Raw genomic sequence first — 17879 nt, 5'->3', positions numbered from 1 at the left:
GAGCGGCAAGCAGCGGGGCGGCGGACGGGGCCGGTGCGCGCCACCGGGAGGAACGTCAGCGGATGGGGCGGTGGACGTTCTCCCGGGTACTGGCGCCGGGTGTGGCGTCGGCGATCCAGGGGCCGTCGCCCGAGGGGTCGAGGACGCCTTCCTCCAGCCAGGTGTAGGTCCCGGACAGGACGCCCTTGACGACCTTGCGGTCGACGTCGTCGGTGTTGTTCCACAGGCGGCCGAAGAGTTCCTCGACGCGGATGCGGGACTGGCGGCAGAAGGCGTCGGCGAGCTGGTAGGCCTCGCGTCCGTGGTCCCCCTGGGTGCGCAGGAGTTCGGCCCGAACGCAGGCCGCGCTCATGGCGAAGAGTTCGGCTCCGATGTCGACGATCCGGCCGAGGAAGCCCTGCTTGGTCTCCATCCGGCCCTGCCAGCGCGACATCGCGTAGAAGGTGGAGCGGGCGAGCTTGCGGGCGTTGCGCTCGACGTAGCGCAGATGGGTGGAGAGGTCCACGTCGTGATGGAACTCGCCGTACGAGCGCGGGAGCTGACCGGCGCCGGCGACCAGCTTCGGCAGCCACTTGGCGTAGAAGACACCGGCGTTCGCGCCCGCCTTCGCCTTCTCGGAGAGCGACTTGTCGGGGTCGATGAGGTCTCCGGCGACCGAGAGGTGGGCGTCGACCGCCTCCCGGGCGATCAGCAGGTGCATGATCTCGGTGGAGCCCTCGAAGATGCGGTTGATCCGCAGGTCGCGCAGGACCTGTTCGGCGGGGACCGCGCGCTCGCCGCGGGCCGCCAGCGAGGCGGCCGTCTCGAAGCCGCGGCCGCCGCGGATCTGGACCAGCTCGTCGGCCATCAGACAGGCCATCTCGGAGCCGTAGAGCTTGGCGAGCGCGGCCTCGATGCGGATGTCGTTGCGGTTCTCGTCCGCCATCTGCGACGACAGGTCGAGGACGGCCTCGAGCGCGAAGGTGGTGGCGGCGATGAAGGAGATCTTGGAGCCGACGGCCTCGTGGAAGGCGACCGGCTTGCCCCACTGCTCCCGCACCGACGTCCACTCGCGGGCGATCTTCAGGCACCACTTGCCCGCGCCCGCGCACATGGCGGGCAGCGAGAGACGGCCGGTGTTGAGGGTGGTGAGGGCGATCTTCAGGCCCGCGCCCTCGGGTCCGATGCGGTTGGCGGCGGGTACCCGCACCCGGTGGAAGCGGGTGACGCCGTTCTCCAGGCCGCGCAGACCCATGAACGCGTTGCGGTTCTCGACGGTGACACCCTCCGAGGCGGCCTCCACCACGAAGGCCGTGATGCCGCCCTTGCCCTCCTCGGACTTCGGGACGCGCGCCATGACGACCAGGAGGTCCGCGACGACGCCGTTGGTCGTCCAGAGCTTCACCCCGTCGAGGATGTAGTCGTCGCCGTCGCGGACGGCGGTCGTGGCGAGCCGCGCCGGGTCGGAGCCGACGTCCGGTTCGGTGAGCAGGAAGGCGGAGATGTCGGTGCGGGCGCAGCGCGGCAGGAAGGTGTCCCGCTGCTCCTGGGTGCCGAACAGTTTCAGCGGCTGGGGTACGCCGATCGACTGATGGGCGGAGAGCAGCGCGCCGAGCGCCGGGTTCACCGAGCCGACCAGGGCGAGGGCTTTGTTGTAGTACACCTGGGTGAGGCCGAGGCCCCCGTATTTGGTGTCGATCTTCATGCCGAGGGCACCGAGCTCCTTGAGCCCGGTGATCGTCTCGTCCGGGATCCGCGCCTCGCGCTCGATCCGGGCGGAGTCGATCTTCGTCTCGCAGAAGTCGCGCAGTTTGGCCAGGAACTCCTCGCCGCGCAGCGTGTCCTCGGCGGCGGGGAGCGGGTGGGGGTGGATGAGGTCGAGCCGGAAGCGGCCGAGGAAGAGTTCCTTGGCGAAGCTGGGCTTGCGCCAGTCCTGTTCGCGCGCGGCCTCGGCGACCTGTCGGGCCTCACGTTCGGTGACTGTGGGCTTCTGGGGTGTAGCGGACATGAGGCTCACCTCGCCGCGAATAGGGATCTTGGGGCAGTCCATTACCGACCGGTTCTACTCGATCGTATTTACCCGATTCCGGATGACGCCACCAGTCCTCGCGCAGCGTTCGGCCCCTAGGCTCCTCACCTACCGGCCGCCGGCATCGCAACCGAGGGCCGACAGGCACGACAAGCCCTGTCGAAGCGCTTCGACAGACTATGGACACGATTCCTCCACCGGGCTAGTGTCGAGCCACCCTCATTCGCCCCTATCGGTACCGCGCGCACTGTCGAAGCGCTTCACAAAGCTGGGAGAGCTGGATGGTCACCCTCGCCGAGGTCGCCCAGCACGCCGGAGTCTCGGCGAGCACGGTGAGCTATGTCCTCAGCGGCAAGCGGTCCATCTCCGCGAGCACCCGGGAACGGGTCGAGCAGAGCATCCAGGAACTGGGCTACCACCCGAACGCGGGCGCCCGCGCCCTGGCGAGCAGCCGGTCCAACATCATCGCGCTGATGGTTCCACTGCGCACCGACATGTACGTACCCGTGATGATGGAGATCGCCATCGCGGTGGCCACCACCGCCCGGACCCACGGCTACGACGTCCTGCTGCTCACCGGCGAGGAGGGGCCCGACGCGGTGCGCCGGGTCACCGGCAGCGGGCTCGCCGACGCGATGATCCTCATGGACGTCGAGCTCGACGACGAGCGGCTGCCACTGCTGCGCGCGACGGACCAGCCGTCGGTGCTCATCGGGCTCCCCGCCGACACCACCGGCCTGACCTGCGTCGACCTCGACTTCGGGGCGACGGGCGCGCTGTGCGCCGAGCATCTGGCGCTGCTCGGCCACCGTGACATCGCTGTCATCGGCGAGGCGCCCGCCGTCTACGAACGGCACACCGGCTTCGCCGAGCGGACGCTCGACGGGCTCCGGGCCCGCTCGCGGGAGCTGGGGCTGCGGGTGCTGCACCGGCCCTGCGAGGGCGGCTACGACGCGATGGCCCTCACCCTCGCCCGCATCCTCGACGAGCGCCCCGGCACCACGGGCTTCGTCGTCCAGAACGAGTCGGCCGTCGAACCGCTGCTCGCCCTGCTGCGCCAGAAGGGCCGGGCCGTGCCCGAGGACGTCTCGGTGATCGCGATCTGCCCGGACCAGGTCGCCACCCAGGCCTCGGTGCGGCTGACGTCGGTCGCCATCCCCGCGCAGGACATGGGCCGCCAGGCCGTCGAGCATCTGATCGCCAAGCTCGAAGGGCGCGGCAAGGACGAAGTCGTCCTGATCGCGCCGGAGTTGACCGTACGGGCGAGCACGGGGCCGGCACCGGCCGCTCCCTGATCCCGCTCGTCCGTGCCGGGGGCGTGCCCGCCGCGCCCCCTTCAGGACCCCGCCCCCTTCAGGACCCCACGCCCTTCACGGATCCCGTTCCCGCCTCACGGATCCCGCTCCCCTTCACGGACCGCGCGTCCCCGCCGGGCGACCGCTGTCCGCGAGCCCCGCGCCCGTTCCCGTGCCCGCCCCGCACCCGTTCCCGCCGCGCTCGCTCGTCGCACCCTCGTTCCCGCCCCGCTCCCCCGGTCGCTCTCCCGAGTCCGCACGCCCCTCGCCCCTCCATGCCAGCGCATGTCCGCGTGCCTCCCTGCCCGCCCTGCCACAGGAGCCGTCCACGTGAATCGGTCCGCCGCACCCCAGCCCCAGGTCAGCCTCGCGCAGTCCTCCCCGACCGTCGGCACGTTCCGTGAGCGGGACGGCGCGCTGGAGTGGAGCGGCCGCACGGAGACCGTCCGGATCGAGCCGTGGGGACCCGACGCCGTCCGGGTCCGCGCCCGTCTCGGCGGCCCGTTGCTCGAAGGCCTGCCCGGAGCGCTGCTCGACGAGCCCGAGGACACCCCGAGCACGCTGGAACTCGGGCCCGCCGAGGGCCGGCTGACGGTGGGGGCGCTGACCGTCGAGATGAGCGCCGAGGGGCTGGTCCGCTTCACCCGCACCGCCGACGGCGCCGAACTCCTCGCCGAGGAGCGCGCCCACTTCTGGTGGCCCGGCTCGCGGCTGTACACCCCGACCGGCAACGGCCACCACCGGCTGGAGCAGCGCTTCGCCGCGTACGAGGGCGAGCGGCTGTACGGCCTCGGCCAGCACCAGCACGGGCTGTTCGACCAGAAGGGCGCGGTGCTGGACCTGGTCCAGCGCAACGCCGAGGTCACCGTCCCCGTGCTCACCTCCAGCCGCGGGTACACGCTCCTGTGGAACAACCCCGCCATCGGGCGGGTCGAGCTGGCCGGCAACGGCACCCGCTGGGTCGCCGACTCGGCCCGCCAGATCGACTACTGGATCACCGCGGGCACCCCCGCCGACGCCCAGCGCCGCTACAGCGCGGCGACCGGCCGGACGCCGATGCTGCCGGAGTGGGCGGCCGGGTTCTGGCAGTGCAAGCTGCGCTACCGCACCCAGGAGGAACTCCTGGAGGTCGTACGGGAGTACAGGCGCCGAGGGCTGCCGCTGTCGGTCGTGGTCTGCGACTTCTTCCACTGGACCCACCTCGGCGACTGGAGGTTCGACCCGGCCGAGTGGCCCGACCCGGCGGCCCTGCAGACCGAACTCGCCGAACTCGGCGTCAAGCTGGTCGTGTCCGTCTGGCCGTCGGTCTCCCCGCTGTCGGAGAACCATCAGCTCATGGAGCAGCGGGGCTTCTTCATCGGCACCGAGTACGGGCCGATGGCCCACGCCGACTGGCCCGACAAGCAGGTCGCCTCCACGGTCCAGGTGGCCTTCTACGACGCCACGAACCCCGCGGCCCGGGAGTTCGTGTGGTCGCGGGTGAAGGAGAACTACCTCGATCCGTACGGCATCTCGGCGTTCTGGCTGGACGCCTGCGAGCCGGAGCTGAAGCCCGGGTTCTCCGAGAACCTGCGCTACCACGCGGGCCCGGGGCTCGAAGTGGGCAACCTCTACCCGCGCGAGAACGCCCGTACCTTCTACGAGGGGCTGCGCGCCGCCGGGGAGAGCGAGATCGTCTCCCTCAACCGCTCGGCCTGGGCGGGCAGTCAGCGCTACGGGGCCGCGCTGTGGTCGGGGGACATCGGGACCGACTTCGCGACCCTGCGTCGGCAGATCGCCGCGGGTCTCAACACGGCGCTGTCCGGCATCCCCTGGTGGAACACCGACATCGGCGGCTTCCACGGCGGCGACCCGGACGACCCGGCCTACCGCGAGGTCATGGTCCGCTGGTTCCAGTTCGGCGCGCTGTCGCCGCTGATGCGGCTGCACGGCTTCCGCGACCCCGCCATGCCGCTGGGCCCCGCCATGACCGGCGGCCCGAACGAGGTCTGGTCGTACGGCGAGGAGGCCGGGGCCGTCATGGAGAGGTACCTGCGGCTGCGGGAACGTCTGAAGCCGTACCTGCTGGACGTCATGCGGGAGGCGCACGAGGAGGGGCTGCCGGTGATGCGCCCGCTGCTCCTGGAGTTCCCCGGGGACCAGGCCGCCTGGTCGGTGGACGACGCCTACCTCCTCGGCCCGGACCTGCTGGTCGCGCCGGTCCTGACCGCGGGCGCGACGGCCCGGACGGTGTACCTTCCGGCGGGCGCGCGCTGGACGGACGCCTGGACCGGGACGGAGTACGAGGGCGGCGCGTCCGTCACGGTGGAGGCGCCGCTGGACCGGATCCCGCTGTTCCTGCGGGACGGGGCCCGGCTGCCCGTGGCGGAGTAGCGCGGGGCGGCCGGTCCCCGGAGAAGGGACCGGCCGCCCGACGGACCACGGTCAACTGCTGCTGACGGTCAGGTTGTTGGTGACGAAGTCGAGGCCACCGGAGGACGAGGTGATCTCGAAGCCGAACTGCACGTCCCCGATGGTCTTCGTGTTCGGCATCCAACCCTTGGTGTTCGCGATCCACCGCAGGATCGGAAGAATGTCGACGGTGCCGGAGGTGGAGTCCGAGCTGCGCAGGAACGAGAAGACGTCGTTCGCTCCGTTGTTGCCCTTGTAGACGGTCCAGGTGGTGCCGTTCAGGGTGAGCGAGCCCTGCGAGGTGCCGAGCGCGCCGACGGCTCCGTTGTAGTTGACCCAGAGCATGGTCTCGTAGGCGTAGCCGGTGTCCCAGATGTCGTACGAGGTGTTGTAGGCGCCCGACGACGGGACGGTGACGTTGTAGGTGCTGGTCAGGGAGGACAGCCCGGCGATCGTCCTGCCGACGTACTTCTTGGAGTTGGGGTAGGACTTGATGCCGCCGGTGTCGGGGTGGTTGGCCCAGACTCCCCAGCTGGTGCCGGAGTTGGCCCAGATGCACTGGCTGCCCGCGCCGGAGCCCCAGATGTCGTTGTAGAGCGTGTACCCGTTCAGGGTGGTGCTGCCCCACTGGTCGCAGGAGGACCAGACGGCGGCCTGGGCGGGGGCCGAGGCGAGGGCGATCGTCGCGCCGAGGGCCAGCGCGGGGGCGACGACGGCCCGGGCGAGCCGGAGCGTTGTTCGAGGTGCCATGGCGTTTCCTTCCATGGGTGGGGGGATGTGCGAGTGGGGGCTACCGCGGCCCCAGGGTGAGGACGCGGTCCTCTCCGGCGCGCAGCACGAGCGGTCGCGCGCCGGAGGAAGTCCGCAGTTCGATCCGGCAGGTGCGGCCGGGCCGCAGGACGGCCTTGGCACCGCCGGGAGCCCAGGTGAGGTCGATCCGTGCCCCGAACCGGGTCCGGATCCCCCGGAGTTCGCCGCTCGGCAGACCGGCGGGGAGCGCCGGGAGGAGGACGAGCCGCCCCGGGGTGGACTGGATCAGTGCCTCGACGAGCACGGCGGGCAGGGTGTGGGAGGCGTCCGCGTTGTAGACGTGCCGGTTCGGGTAGTGGCCGCTCATCAGGGAGAGGTGGAAGAAGTCCCCGGCCAGGACGGTGCCGAGGGCGTGTGCGAGGCGCTCGGCGTCGCGGAGCCGGGCTGCGATCAGCGCGTGGTGGAGGTGGCCGTGTGCCGAGTCGTTCTCGGCGCCGCGCAGTTCGAGGGCGCGGTGGGCCGCGGCGGCGAGTGCCGGGGTGTCGTAGGGGTTGATCTCGTCGAGCGGCCAGACGCCGTAGAGGTGACTGAGGTGCCGGTGGTCGTAGCTGTCGAGGAGTCCGGGGCGGGCCCATTCGGCCAGCGCGCCCTCGGCGTTGACCCGGTGCCGCGGCAGCCGGTCGGCGAGCGCCAGCCAGCGCTCGGCGTCGGGCCCCGGGTGGTACGCGGCCGCGGTGCGCAGGGCGTGCCGGGCCGCCGAGAGGTCCATGGCGGCGTTGACGGTGATCCAGCTCGCGTTCGCGGGACGGTTCTCCGGTGAGTAGGACGGCACGACGACCAGGCGGCCGTCCTCGTCGGTCCGGGTGAGGAAGTCCTCGTAGAAACGGGCCGTCTCGGCGAGCGCGGCGGCGAGCCGCGGATCCTGTGCGCCGCGGGTCTCGTCGTGGTCCACGAGGGGGCTCAGCAGCCAGTCGGCGCCCGCGGTCCACACGTGCAGCGGGTAGGCGCGGCTGAGGTGGTACAGGTGTCCCGACTCGCCGTCGGTGTGGGCGGGTGCCACCACTCCGCGGGTGCCGAAGACGGCCCGGGCGTTGTCCCGCCAGTGCGGCAACTGGGCGTGGACCAGGGCCGCGTGGGCCTCGGTGACCTCGGGGAGTGCGGCCGCGGCGGCCGACGCCGTCTGGAGGTTGAGGTTGGCGTCCGTGGTGAACGCCCCGGACCAGGCGGTGTCCCAGTCGCCGGTCCACAGACCGGTCAGCCGCGGCGGGAGCGTGCCGGACGCGGACAGCAGGTGGTGGCGGCCGGCCGCGAAGAGCCGCTCCAGGAGGGCAGGGCTTGCCGGCCGCCGGAGCAGCGCCGATCCGGGCAGGGCCCGTTCGGCGGGGTCGGCGCGCAGGTCGAGGGTGACCCGCAGATAGGCGGCGCGGTGCAGGGCGGTGTGGCGGGCGAGCAGCCGGGCGTGGACGCGCCCGATCTCCTCCTCCGTACGGGGACCACCGGCCCCGGCGCCGCTCCCTGCCCGGGCACCGACGGCATCGGGACGGGCGGCCTCCCCCGCATCGGGACCTGCGTCTCTGCCCGCCCCGGCGTCCCCGGCCTCGGGACCTGCGTCTCTGCCCGCCCCGGCGTCCCCGGTCTCGGAACCTGCACCCCTGCCCACCCCGGCACCCCCGGCCTCGGGACCCGCGCCCCCGCCTTCGGCCCCGCCGGTCAGCAGTTCCCGCAGTGCGCGCAGCTCCGCGAGGGCGTCGAGCTCGCCCGGGTGCCGGTGCACCCGGGTCAGCAGCAGCATCGAGCGGGCGCCCTCCACCCGCAGGCCCGGCAGCGCGGGACGGGCGGCGCCGTCGGTGACGACGAGGGTCACGCCGGTGTACGCGAGGTCGCTGCCCGGGTAGCGGGCGCGCAGGGTGAGCAGGGCGCCCTCGGGGGTGCGGACGGCCGCGTGGGCCACCGCCAGGTCCGACGGCGCGCCGGGCAGCCGGTGGTCGAGCATCACCTCGACCGAGGGGCCGGGGGCGGTCACGTACTGCGCGATCACGTCGTCGGCGCGGGAGACGAACACCTCGCTGCGCCGCCCGCCGCAGTCGGCGCGGACCACGCCGGTGGTGAAGTCGGCCTCGCGCCGGTAGGGGCGGCTGTCCCCGGGCGGGCGGCGCACGCGGACCTGGAACGCCGGGTGGAAGGGCTGCACCCACAGCAGGGGCCTGCCGTCGGTGAAGTCCTCGCCCGCGTGCACGTCCCCGGCGAGCAGCCGGTCCTGGAGGTCGCCCAGCCGGTCGGCGAGTTCGGGCGGGCGCGCGTCGGCGCTGCCGTTCGGGCGGACGAGCCGGTGATGGTTGACGATGACCCGGTCGTCGTCTGGATCGCCGAACACCATGGCGCCGTGGGTGCCGTTGCCGCTCAGGAAGGCATCCTCCCAGCGGGCGGCGGGCCAGGGTTCCCAGGTGCCGTGAACGGGCGCCGAACCCCGGCTGGTGCCGGTCCGGGGGCGGTCCGCGGGAGTGCCGGGGCGGGTGTCGCCGGTCATGGGGCGAGCACCGCCGCTCCGAGGCGTTCCAGCCGTACCCGGTCCCGTACGTTCGCACCGCCGAGGAGGTCGCGGTGGCTGCCCGGCACCTCGACGGTCACCGGGTCGCGGCCGTGGTTGAGCAGGAAGAGCAGACCACCGCGCCGGACGGCCTCCACCCCGTCGGGGAGCTCGTCGAGCACGGGCCGGACGCCCGCCTGCTCCGCGGCCCCGGTCAGCAGTGCGCGCAGAGCGGGGGGTTCGGGGAGGGTGGAGAGATAGCGGGCGGTGCCCCGGCGGAGGACGGCGGGCAGTCCGTCGAGCTCGCCGCCGCGGTAGCGCGCCTCGACGACCGCGTCCGGGCCGGGCTCGATCTCCTCGGACCAGAGCGTGCCCGTGAAGCCGTCGCAGACCGCGGTCTCCCCCGGGTCCAGCGGCCACCACTCGTGCAGGGTCCGGATGCCGAAGAGGTCGCGCAGCCGTTCGTCCATGCCGCCCGGCCGCACCCGGTCGTCCTCGTCGGCGACGCCGGTGAGGAAACCGCAGACGAGCGTGCCGCCCGCCCGCGCGTAGGCGGTCAGGTTCTCGATCGCCCGGTCCGTGAGGAGGTACAGCTGGGGCACGACGACCATCCGGTACCCGGAGAGGTCGTGCTCGGGGTGGGCGAAGGCGGTGGTGAGGTGCGCCTCCCACAGGGCGCGGTGCCAGGCCCGCAGGACTTCGGCGTAGTCGTTCCGGGCGGACAGGGCGCCCTCGTGCGCTCCGGCCCACCAGGAGTTCCAGTCGTGCAGGATCGCGATGCCGGCCGGGACCCGGGTGCCGGCCACGTGCGGTGCGAGGAGGGCGAGTTCGGCGCCGATCTCCTTGATCTCCTGAAAGCCCCGGCCCGGCTCCCCCGCGTGGCCGATCATCCCGGAGTGGAACTTCTCGGCGCCCTGGCGGGAGGCGCGCCACTGGAAGTAGCAGACGGCGTCGGCGCCGCGCGCCACGGCCTGCAGCGACCACAGCCGGTTCAGCCCGCGCGGCTTGGGGTGGTTCACCGTGCGCCAGCTGACCGCGCCGGCCGCCTGCTCCATGAGCATCCATGACCCGCCCGCCGCCTGCGACCGGGTCATGTCCTGGACGAGCGCGCCGTACTGGGCGCCCAGGGGGTCGCGCGGGTCGGGGTAGAGGTCGACCGAGACGACGTCCTCCTCGGCGGCCCACCGCCAGGCGTCCTGGCCGACCCACATCGGCATGAAGTTGCTGGTCACCGGGATGGCGGGACTGTGGCGGCGCACGATGTCCCGTTCCGCGGCGCAGCACTCCAGGAGCATGTCGGAGGTGAAGCGCCTGAAGTCGAGGACCTGCGTCGGGTTCTTCAGGTAGTGCGCGTGGCGGGGCGGGACGATCTCGTGCCAGTCGTCGTAGGACTGGCCCCAGCAGGCCGTTCCCCAGGCCGTGTTGAGTGCCCCGAGGGTGCCGTAGCGGTCCTGGAGCCAGCGCCTGAAGGCCCCGGCCGCCTCGTCGCCGTGGTCGGTGGTGCAGTACTCGTTGTTGATGTGCCACATCGTGAGCGCGGGGTGTGCCCCGTAGCGGGCGGCCAGGTCCTCGGTGATGGCGGCGGCACGGCGGCGGTAGACGGCGCTGGAGTGCGAGAAGTGCTGTCGGGAGCCCCACCACTCGGTGCGGCCGTCCTCGTCCCGGGGCAGGGTCTCGGGGTGCAGCCGGCCCAGCCAGGGCGGCGGCGAGGAGGTGGGGGTGGCGAGCACGACCCCGATGCCGTGCTCGTGCATCAGGTCCATCAGCCGGTCCAGCCAGCCGAACTCCCTTGCCCCGGGACGTGGTTCGAGCCGGGCCCAGGAGAAGACCCCGAGGGTGACGGAGTTGACGCCGGCCTCCTTCATGAGGCGGACGTCCTCGGGCCAGGTCTCCTCGGGCCACTGCTCGGGGTTGTAGTCGCCGCCGAACAGGATGCGGCCCCGGGTGGCGTCGCTCAGACCCGGCGCTCCGGGTTCCGGAGGGGTTCCGGGGGGCGTGCGCATGAACCACCTCGATCGGGGTGAGGGTGGGACGGGGAAGTGGTACGCCGCGGCCGACCGCCGGTCAGGAGCAGGTCGGCCGCGACGAGCAGGGGGCGGCGTCGGGTGCCTCGGACGAGGTCATCCCTTCACGGCGCCGGTGAGCATGCCCTTCTTGAAGTGCCGCTGGACGAAGGGCGAGAGGACCGCGACCGGCAGCAGCGCCATCACCATGACGGCCATCTGCACGGCGAGCGGCGACAGTTGTCCGGTGTTGATCTGGGTGGCGAGTCCGACCGGGCGTTCCTGCTTCTGGACGAGCTGGATCATGACGTTCTGGAGCGGCATCATGTCCTGGTCGGTCAGATAGATGGAGGCGTTGAACCAGGCGCTCCAGTAACCGACCGCGTAGAACAGCGAGATGACCGCGAGGACCGCCCGGGACAGCGGCAGCACGATCTGCCACAGGATGCGCCAGTCGCCCGCGCCGTCGATGCGGGCGCTGTCGGTCAGTTCGGGCGAGATGCCCATGAAGAACGCCCGCAGCACCAGGATGTTGAAGACGCTGACCGCGCTGGGGAGGATCAGCGCGAGATAGCTGTCGGTGAGGCCGAGGGCCTGCACCAGCAGATAGGTGGGGATGAGTCCGGCGCCGAAGAACATGGTGGCGAGCAGTGTCATCAGGAACCAGCGGTGGCCGAGCGATCCGCTGCGCGAGAGCCCGTAGGCGCACAGGACGGAGACCGCCATGCTGAACAGGGTGCCGGTCAGGGTCACGCCGACGCTGACGAGGGCGGCGCGCTGCACCTGGCCGCCGGTGAGCAGCTCCCGGTAGGCGATGAAGGTGACGCCCCGGGGGACGACGACCAGTCCCCCGGCGGCGTCGATGGTCTTCTTCGACTGGAGGCTCGTGACGACGACGATCCAGAGCGGGAAGAGGATCGCGAGGGCAGCCAGGGTGAGGGTGAGTCCCTTGCCCGCGAGGCCGGCCTTGGAGGGCTCCTCCTCCCAGGGCGGGCGGGGCGGCGCCGCCCACCGGCCGGGCCTCTCACGGACGTCGGGCGTCACGGCGGTCATTTCTCGTACACCCCCTGCTCGCCCATGAGATGGGCGACCTTGTTGGCGGTCAGGACGAGCCCCAGCCCCACGACTCCCTTGACCAGTCCGGCCGCGGCGGCGTAGCCGAAGTCCTGGTTGCGGATGCCGTTCCACCACACGTAGGTGTCGAGGACCTCGGAGGCGCCGGGGCCCACCGAGTCGCGCTGGAGCAGGAGCTGTTCGAAGCCGACGGTGAGTGCGTCGCCCACGCGCAGCACCAGCAGCAGGGCGATCACCGGGCGCAGGGCGGGCAGGGTGATGTGCCACATGCGCCGCCAACGCCCGGCCCCGTCCATCGCGGCGGCCTCGTACAGATCGGGGGAGACGGACGACAGGGCCGCGAGGAAGACGATGATGCCCCAGCCGGCGTCCTTCCAGACGCCCTCGGCCGTCACCAGGAACTTGAAGATCCCCGGGTCGGTCATCAGGTCGATCCCCTGGTGGCCGTGCCGGCGCAGGGTCTGGGCGATGATGCCGGCCCCGCCGAAGATCTGCTGGAAGACGGTGACGACGAGGACCCAGGAGAAGAAGTGCGGGAGGTACATGACCGCCTGGGCCACCGCCCGGACCCGGGGCCTGACCACGCTGTTGATGAGCAGCGCGAGGGCGACGGGGACCGGGAAGTAGAGCACGAGCTGGAGGAGGAAGAGGACGAACGTGTTCTGCACGGCGTGCCAGAACGCCGAGTCGGCGAAGACGCGCTGGAAGTTCTCCAGACCGACCCAGGGACTCTCGAACATCGCGACGAAGCCGTTGTCGCTCAGGTACGGGTCGTAGTCCTGGAAGGCGACGACGTTGCCGAGCACCGGGACGTAGACGAAGACGAGCAGCAGCGCGACCGCGGGCAGGGTCATCAGGACCAGGGCGCGGTCGCGTCTGAACCGCAGCCGGAAGGGCAGTTTCCCGGTGCCCCGCCCGGTGCTCGTGGCGGCCCGGCGTCCGCCGCCGGCCTCGGCGGGGCTCCCGTCCGGCGTCCTGCTGCCCGCCCTGGCCCCGGCCCTGCTCCGGGGCACGGTGCTGTGCGACACGGCCTTCTCCTTGCCTCAGACGCGGGTCACTTGGCCGCGGAGCCGTTGTCGTCGAGCAGCTTCTTGTACCAGGCGCGCAGGTCGTCGCCGCCCTTCTGCTTCCAGTCCGCGACGGCCTGCTGCATGTCGGCGATCTTCTTGCGGCCGCGGACGATGTCGTCCTCCAGCTGCTCGAAGTCGTTGGCGAGGTTGGTCCACCGGTTGGGCTCGGTGATGGTCAGCCCGTAGAAGGAGGACTTCTTGGTGAAGGCGCCCATGCGCTGCTGCCACTCGACCTGGAGCCGGGCGATCTCGGGCAGGTCGGGGTGGGCGAGGTAGGCGGCCGGGTCGCCGGTGTAGTCGTAGGCGCCGTTGACCTCGTTGGTGCCCTTGGTGGTCTTGGTGGGCAGGCCGTTCTTGACCGTGTAGTCGGTGCCCTCGACGCCGTACACCGTCAGCATGTACTCCTTGGTGCCGTACGGGGCCGCGCAGAAGTCGGCGAGCGCGAGGAAGTCCTTGATCTGCCGCGCGGAAGCGGTCTTGCTGACGAAGGTGAAGATGCCCGCGGGCTGGGTGGCCCAGAGCGTGGGGTCGCCGCCGTCGGGGCCGAAGATGTCGAACGCGCCCATCTCGAAGTCCGTCTTCTGGGTGCGCTGTTCGGCGGTCGAGCCGTACCAGTAGGACAGGTCGCCGTTGAAGACGAGGGACTGGCCGGCGGTGAAGCGGTTGGAGGCGTCGCCCTTGACGGCCTTGGCGTCGGGGTGGACGACGCCGGCCGCGTACAGCTTGCGGGTCCACTCCAGGGCCTCGAGGTACTCGTCGGTCTCGATCCGGTTGACGAGCTTGCCGTCCCTGAGGTCCCACCACAGGGCCTTGTCGCTGCCGTTGAGGACGCCGTAGATGTTGAAGGCCGTCCACTTGAGGTCGTCGCAGGCCCACACCTTCGCCTTGGCGTCGGTGGCCTCCTTCGCCCAGGCGAGGAACTCGTCCGGGGACTTCGGCAGGGTGTAGCCCTTCTTGGCGAAGACGTCCTTGCGGTAGAAGGGCGCGATGTTCGTGACGTACGAGGCCGGCATCGGGATCGCGCGGAGCCTGCCGCCGAAGATGGACCGCTGCCAGGCGTCGGTGGGGACCGCCGCCAGGTTCGGGTAGTCCTTGACCTTGTCGCCCGACAGATACGGGCCGAGGTCGGCGAACTTGGCGTTGATCGCGCTCGGTATCTTGCCGTTGAGGTTCCAGCCCGGGACGACCACCACGTCCGGGATGTCGCTGGAGGCGAGGATCGCGCCCAGCTTCTCGTCGTAGGTGTTGCCGTCCTGGTTCTGCCAGGTCGCCTTGACGCCGATGGCCTCGTTCATGGCCGTGTAGTACGCGTTGTCGCCGGCGGGCGGGCTGCCCCAGAACGGCGACATGATCTTCAATCCGCTGCCGGCGCCCAGCTTCTTCGGCACGGACGTCTTGAGCGCGCCCAGGTCGATCGCTCTGGTGAATCCGGCGGCCGAGCCGTTCTTCGACGGCAGGTCGGGTGTGACGACGCTCGACGCCACGAACGCCGGAAGGATCTTCTGGGCGTCCTTCCCCGAGGTGGTGCCGTCCTTGCTGCCGTCCTGGCCGCCGCCGCAGGCGGCGAGCAGCGGCGTTCCGCCGGCCACGGCGGCCGCTGCGACCGCCGTGGAGGCGAGGAAGCTTCTCCGGCTGGGGGCGGAGGGGGCGGAGTTCGGCGTCATTGCGTCAACCCTTCGTGGCGCACAGCAGGACACCGGCGGTGGGGCCGTCGGCTGCGGTGTCTCGAGTGGATCTGCCCGAGCGGAAGCGGTCCTCGGGGGACTGGGCCCTGGAAGAGGGAAGCCCGCAGTCGAAGCGCTTCGATGTTGCTGCGAGGTTAAGTGAACGCCTGGGGGTGCACAAGGGTCGTTCCCAAGATTCCTCAACGGCCCACGACAACAGAGCGTTTCCGTACGGCACTTGACGTCACTGGCGGGAAACAGCGGTGGTGCGCCCCGATGTCTTGACACCCGCCCCCTGGTCGATCGAGCATCGAAGCGCTTCGAAAGGCTTCACCGCCCCAGTGCAAAGGGATCACCACGTGACCGCAGAGACGCCCTCCACGCCGCCTTTCCGTGATGCGAGCCTGCCGTTCGCGAAGCGCATCGACGACCTGCTGTCGCGGCTCACCCTGGGCGAACGGATCGCGTTCCTGCACCAGTTCGTGCCCGCCGTCGAGCGGCTCGGGGTGTCCGCGTTCCGCACCGGCCAGGAGGCGCTGCACGGGGTCGCCTGGATGGGTCCGGCGACGGTGTTCCCCCAGGCCGTCGGGCTCGGCGCGACCTGGAACGAGGACCTGGTGCGGCGGATCGGCGAGGCCGTGTCGTCCGAGGCCCGCGCGATGCGTGCCCGTGACGACCGTGTGGGCCTCAACGTCTGGTCCCCCACGGTCAATCTGCTGCGCCATCCGCTGTGGGGGCGCAATGAGGAGGGCTACTCGGAGGACCCGGCGCTCACCTCCGCCATCGCCACCGCGTACACGCGTGGGCTGCGCGGCGACCACCCGGTCTACTGGCGCACCGCGCCGGTCCTCAAGCACTGGCTCGCGCACAACAACGAGACGGCCAGGGACACCTCGTCCTCCTCCGTCCGGCCGCGCGTGCTGCACGAGTACGACCTGCGCGCCTTCCGCGACACCGTGGTGGCGGGCGCCGTCGCCGGGGTGATGCCCGCGTACAACCTGGTCAACGGCCGCCCCAACCACGTCTCGCCGTATCTGCGCGAGCACCTGCGGGCCTGGACGGACCAGGAACTGCTCGTCTGCTCGGACGCGGGCGCGCCCTCCAACCTGGTCGACTCCGAGCACTACTTCGACACCCACGAGGAGGCGACGGCCGCCGCGCTCCTCGCCGGCGTCGACAGCTTCACCGACCACGGCACGGACGGCTCGCGGATCACCGCCCGCGTCCGGGGCGCCCTGGAACGGGGCCTGCTGACCGAGGCCGACGTCGACACCGCGGTCCGGCGCCAGCTCGCCGTGCGCTTCCGGCTCGGCGAGTTCGACCCGGACCTCGACCCGTACGCGGACGCCGGGAAGTTCGACACGCCCGCCCACCGCGCGCTCGCCCGGGAGGCCGCCGAGCAGGCGGTCGTCCTGCTCAGGAACGACGGTCTGCTGCCGCTGCGCCGGGGCGTCCGCCTCGCCGTCGTCGGTCTGCTCGCCGACGAGTGCAAGCTCGACTGGTACAGCGGGACGCTGATCCACCGGTCGACACCACTGGAGGGCCTGTACGAGCGCTTCGGTGCCGAGCGGGTGGACTTCGCCGAGGGTGTGGACCGGGTACACCTGCGGACCTCCGCCGGTCTGTATCTCGCCGTGCCCGCGGTGGACGACGTACCGGAGGAGACACCGGATGCCGAGGGCGCCCTGGACCCGGCGCTGATCGCCGGACGCACGGACCTGCCCCCGCTGACCGCCGACGCCGTCGGCACCGAACTGGCGCTGGTCGACTGGGGCGGGGGCGTCCTCACGCTGCGCGCACCCGACGGCCGCTGGCTGTCGGTCGCCGACGACGGCTTCCTGCGCGCGTCCGCCGACCGGCCGGGCGGCTGGATCGTCCAGGAGACCTTCCGGCTGGAACCCTCCGCGGCCCATGACGGCGGCCACCTCCTGAAGCACCTCGGGACGGGTGGATACGTGTGTGTCGCCGCGGACGGCGTGAAGGTTGCCGGGCCGGACCCCCGGGAGGCCGAGGTCTTCGAGCCGCGGTTCACCGAACGCGGCGAGGAGGCGGTGGCACGTGCCGCCGCCGCGGCCGACGTGGTGATCGTCGTGGCGGGCAACGACCCGCACATCAACGGCCGCGAGACCGAGGACCGTACGACGCTGCGGCTGCCCGCCCACCAGGAGCGGCTGCTCGACGCCGCCCGGAAGGCGAACCCGGCCACGGTGCTCGCGCTCGTGTCCGCCTACCCGTACGCGGTCGACGTGGCCGGCCTGCCCGCGGTGCTGTGGACCGCGCACGGCGGCCAGGCGGCCGGCACCGCGCTGGCCGGGGTCTTCGCCGGGGACGTCTCCCCCGCCGGCCGTCTCCCGCAGACCTGGTATGCCGGGGACGACGACCTGCCCGGGCTGCTCGACTACGACGTGATCGGCGGCCGGCAGACCTACCTCTACTTCGAGGGGACCCCGCTGTTCCCCTTCGGTCACGGCCTGTCCTACACGACGTTCGCCTACACGGACCTGCGGATCCGCCGGCAGGGCGACTCACCGACGGTGTCCTGCACGGTCACGAACACCGGGGCCGTGTCCGCCGACGAGGTCGTCCAGCTCTACACCCGGGCGGTCGCCCCGTCCGTGCCGCGCCCGCGCCGCGCGCTGGCGGCGCACCGCAGGATCCGGCTCGACCCGGGCGCCTCGGCCACCGTGACCTTCGAACTTCCTCCCGAGGCGCTGGAGTTCTGGGACGTGGTCCAGGGCCGCCGACGTCTGGAGCCGGGCGCGTACGACCTGCTGATCGGCGCGTCCAGCGAGGACATCCGGCTCGCCGCGACCGTCGAACTCGACGGCGAACCCGGAACGTTCCGGCAGGTCCGCGAACACGGCCTGAACGCGGCCGACTTCGACGATCAGCGGGGCGTCGCGATCGTCGACCGCACGAGGACGGCGGGCGACGCGGTGACTCCCGAGGACGGCGGCACGGGTGAACTCCTCTTCCGCGGGTGCGACTTCGGACCCGGTGTCACGCGCCTGGTCGTCGAGGCGGCGGGCGAGGGAGAGATCGAGGTCTCGCTGGACGGGGGGCCGCTGGGGGGCGGGGGCGGGACGGCCGTCGGGGG

The 17879-nt window shown here is 71.9% G+C and carries 10 protein-coding genes; 3 read left to right on the top strand and 7 right to left on the bottom strand.

Annotated features, from left to right (window positions below):
* Positions 1-55: 55 nt before the first annotated feature.
* On the bottom strand, positions 56-1987 hold the full coding sequence (locus IO36_RS35060; RefSeq protein WP_037626160.1) for an acyl-CoA dehydrogenase family protein: 1932 nt from the start codon (positions 1985-1987) through the stop codon (positions 56-58).
* 302 nt (positions 1988-2289) lie between these two features.
* Here IO36_RS35060 and IO36_RS35055 point away from each other — a divergent pair, with 302 nt between their 5' ends.
* Entirely contained in the window at positions 2290-3303 is a 1014-nt protein-coding gene (locus tag IO36_RS35055; protein WP_037626158.1) for a LacI family DNA-binding transcriptional regulator, read from the top strand.
* Between the two features lie 330 nt (positions 3304-3633).
* Positions 3634-5676: a glycoside hydrolase family 31 protein gene (locus IO36_RS35050; RefSeq protein ID WP_037626156.1), complete on the top strand. Its 2043-nt coding sequence runs from the start codon at positions 3634-3636 to the stop codon at positions 5674-5676.
* Between the two features lie 51 nt (positions 5677-5727).
* On the opposite strand, the gene IO36_RS35045 is transcribed toward IO36_RS35050, so the two are convergent.
* The 6 genes from IO36_RS35045 to IO36_RS35020 form a co-directional block, all read right to left on the bottom strand.
* Positions 5728-6444 (bottom strand): glycoside hydrolase family 12 protein, encoded by a 717-nt coding sequence (locus tag IO36_RS35045; RefSeq protein WP_037626154.1) that lies wholly within the window; start codon positions 6442-6444, stop codon positions 5728-5730.
* Between the two features lie 40 nt (positions 6445-6484).
* Positions 6485-8971, bottom strand: a complete 2487-nt coding sequence (locus tag IO36_RS45250) for a glycosyl hydrolase family 95 catalytic domain-containing protein (protein ID WP_078943636.1) — start codon at positions 8969-8971, stop codon at positions 6485-6487.
* Positions 8968-10974, bottom strand: coding sequence for a beta-galactosidase (locus IO36_RS35035; protein WP_051901181.1), 2007 nt, complete (start codon positions 10972-10974; stop codon positions 8968-8970). Before IO36_RS35035 ends, IO36_RS45250 begins: the two co-directional genes overlap by 4 nt.
* Before the next feature lie 117 nt (positions 10975-11091).
* Entirely contained in the window at positions 11092-12027 is a 936-nt protein-coding gene (locus IO36_RS35030; protein WP_037626153.1) for a carbohydrate ABC transporter permease, read from the bottom strand.
* A complete protein-coding gene (locus IO36_RS35025) occupies positions 12024-13076 on the bottom strand; it encodes an ABC transporter permease (RefSeq protein ID WP_037626151.1) in 1053 nt (350 codons plus the stop codon). Before IO36_RS35025 ends, IO36_RS35030 begins: the two co-directional genes overlap by 4 nt.
* Before the next feature lie 26 nt (positions 13077-13102).
* Positions 13103-14782: a type 2 periplasmic-binding domain-containing protein gene (locus IO36_RS35020; RefSeq protein ID WP_037626149.1), complete on the bottom strand. Its 1680-nt coding sequence runs from the start codon at positions 14780-14782 to the stop codon at positions 13103-13105.
* A 359-nt stretch (positions 14783-15141) separates the two neighbouring features.
* Between IO36_RS35020 and IO36_RS35015 the strand changes: the two genes are divergently transcribed.
* Positions 15142-17879 (top strand): glycoside hydrolase family 3 C-terminal domain-containing protein (locus tag IO36_RS35015; RefSeq protein ID WP_037626147.1); only part of this gene is annotated, 2738 nt, incomplete at its 3' end.

It is taken from the genome of Streptomyces aureus (assembly GCF_000725495.1).
GTDB lineage: Bacteria > Actinomycetota > Actinomycetes > Streptomycetales > Streptomycetaceae > Streptomyces > Streptomyces aureus_B.
This window is presented reverse-complemented; position numbering and strand designations above follow the sequence as displayed.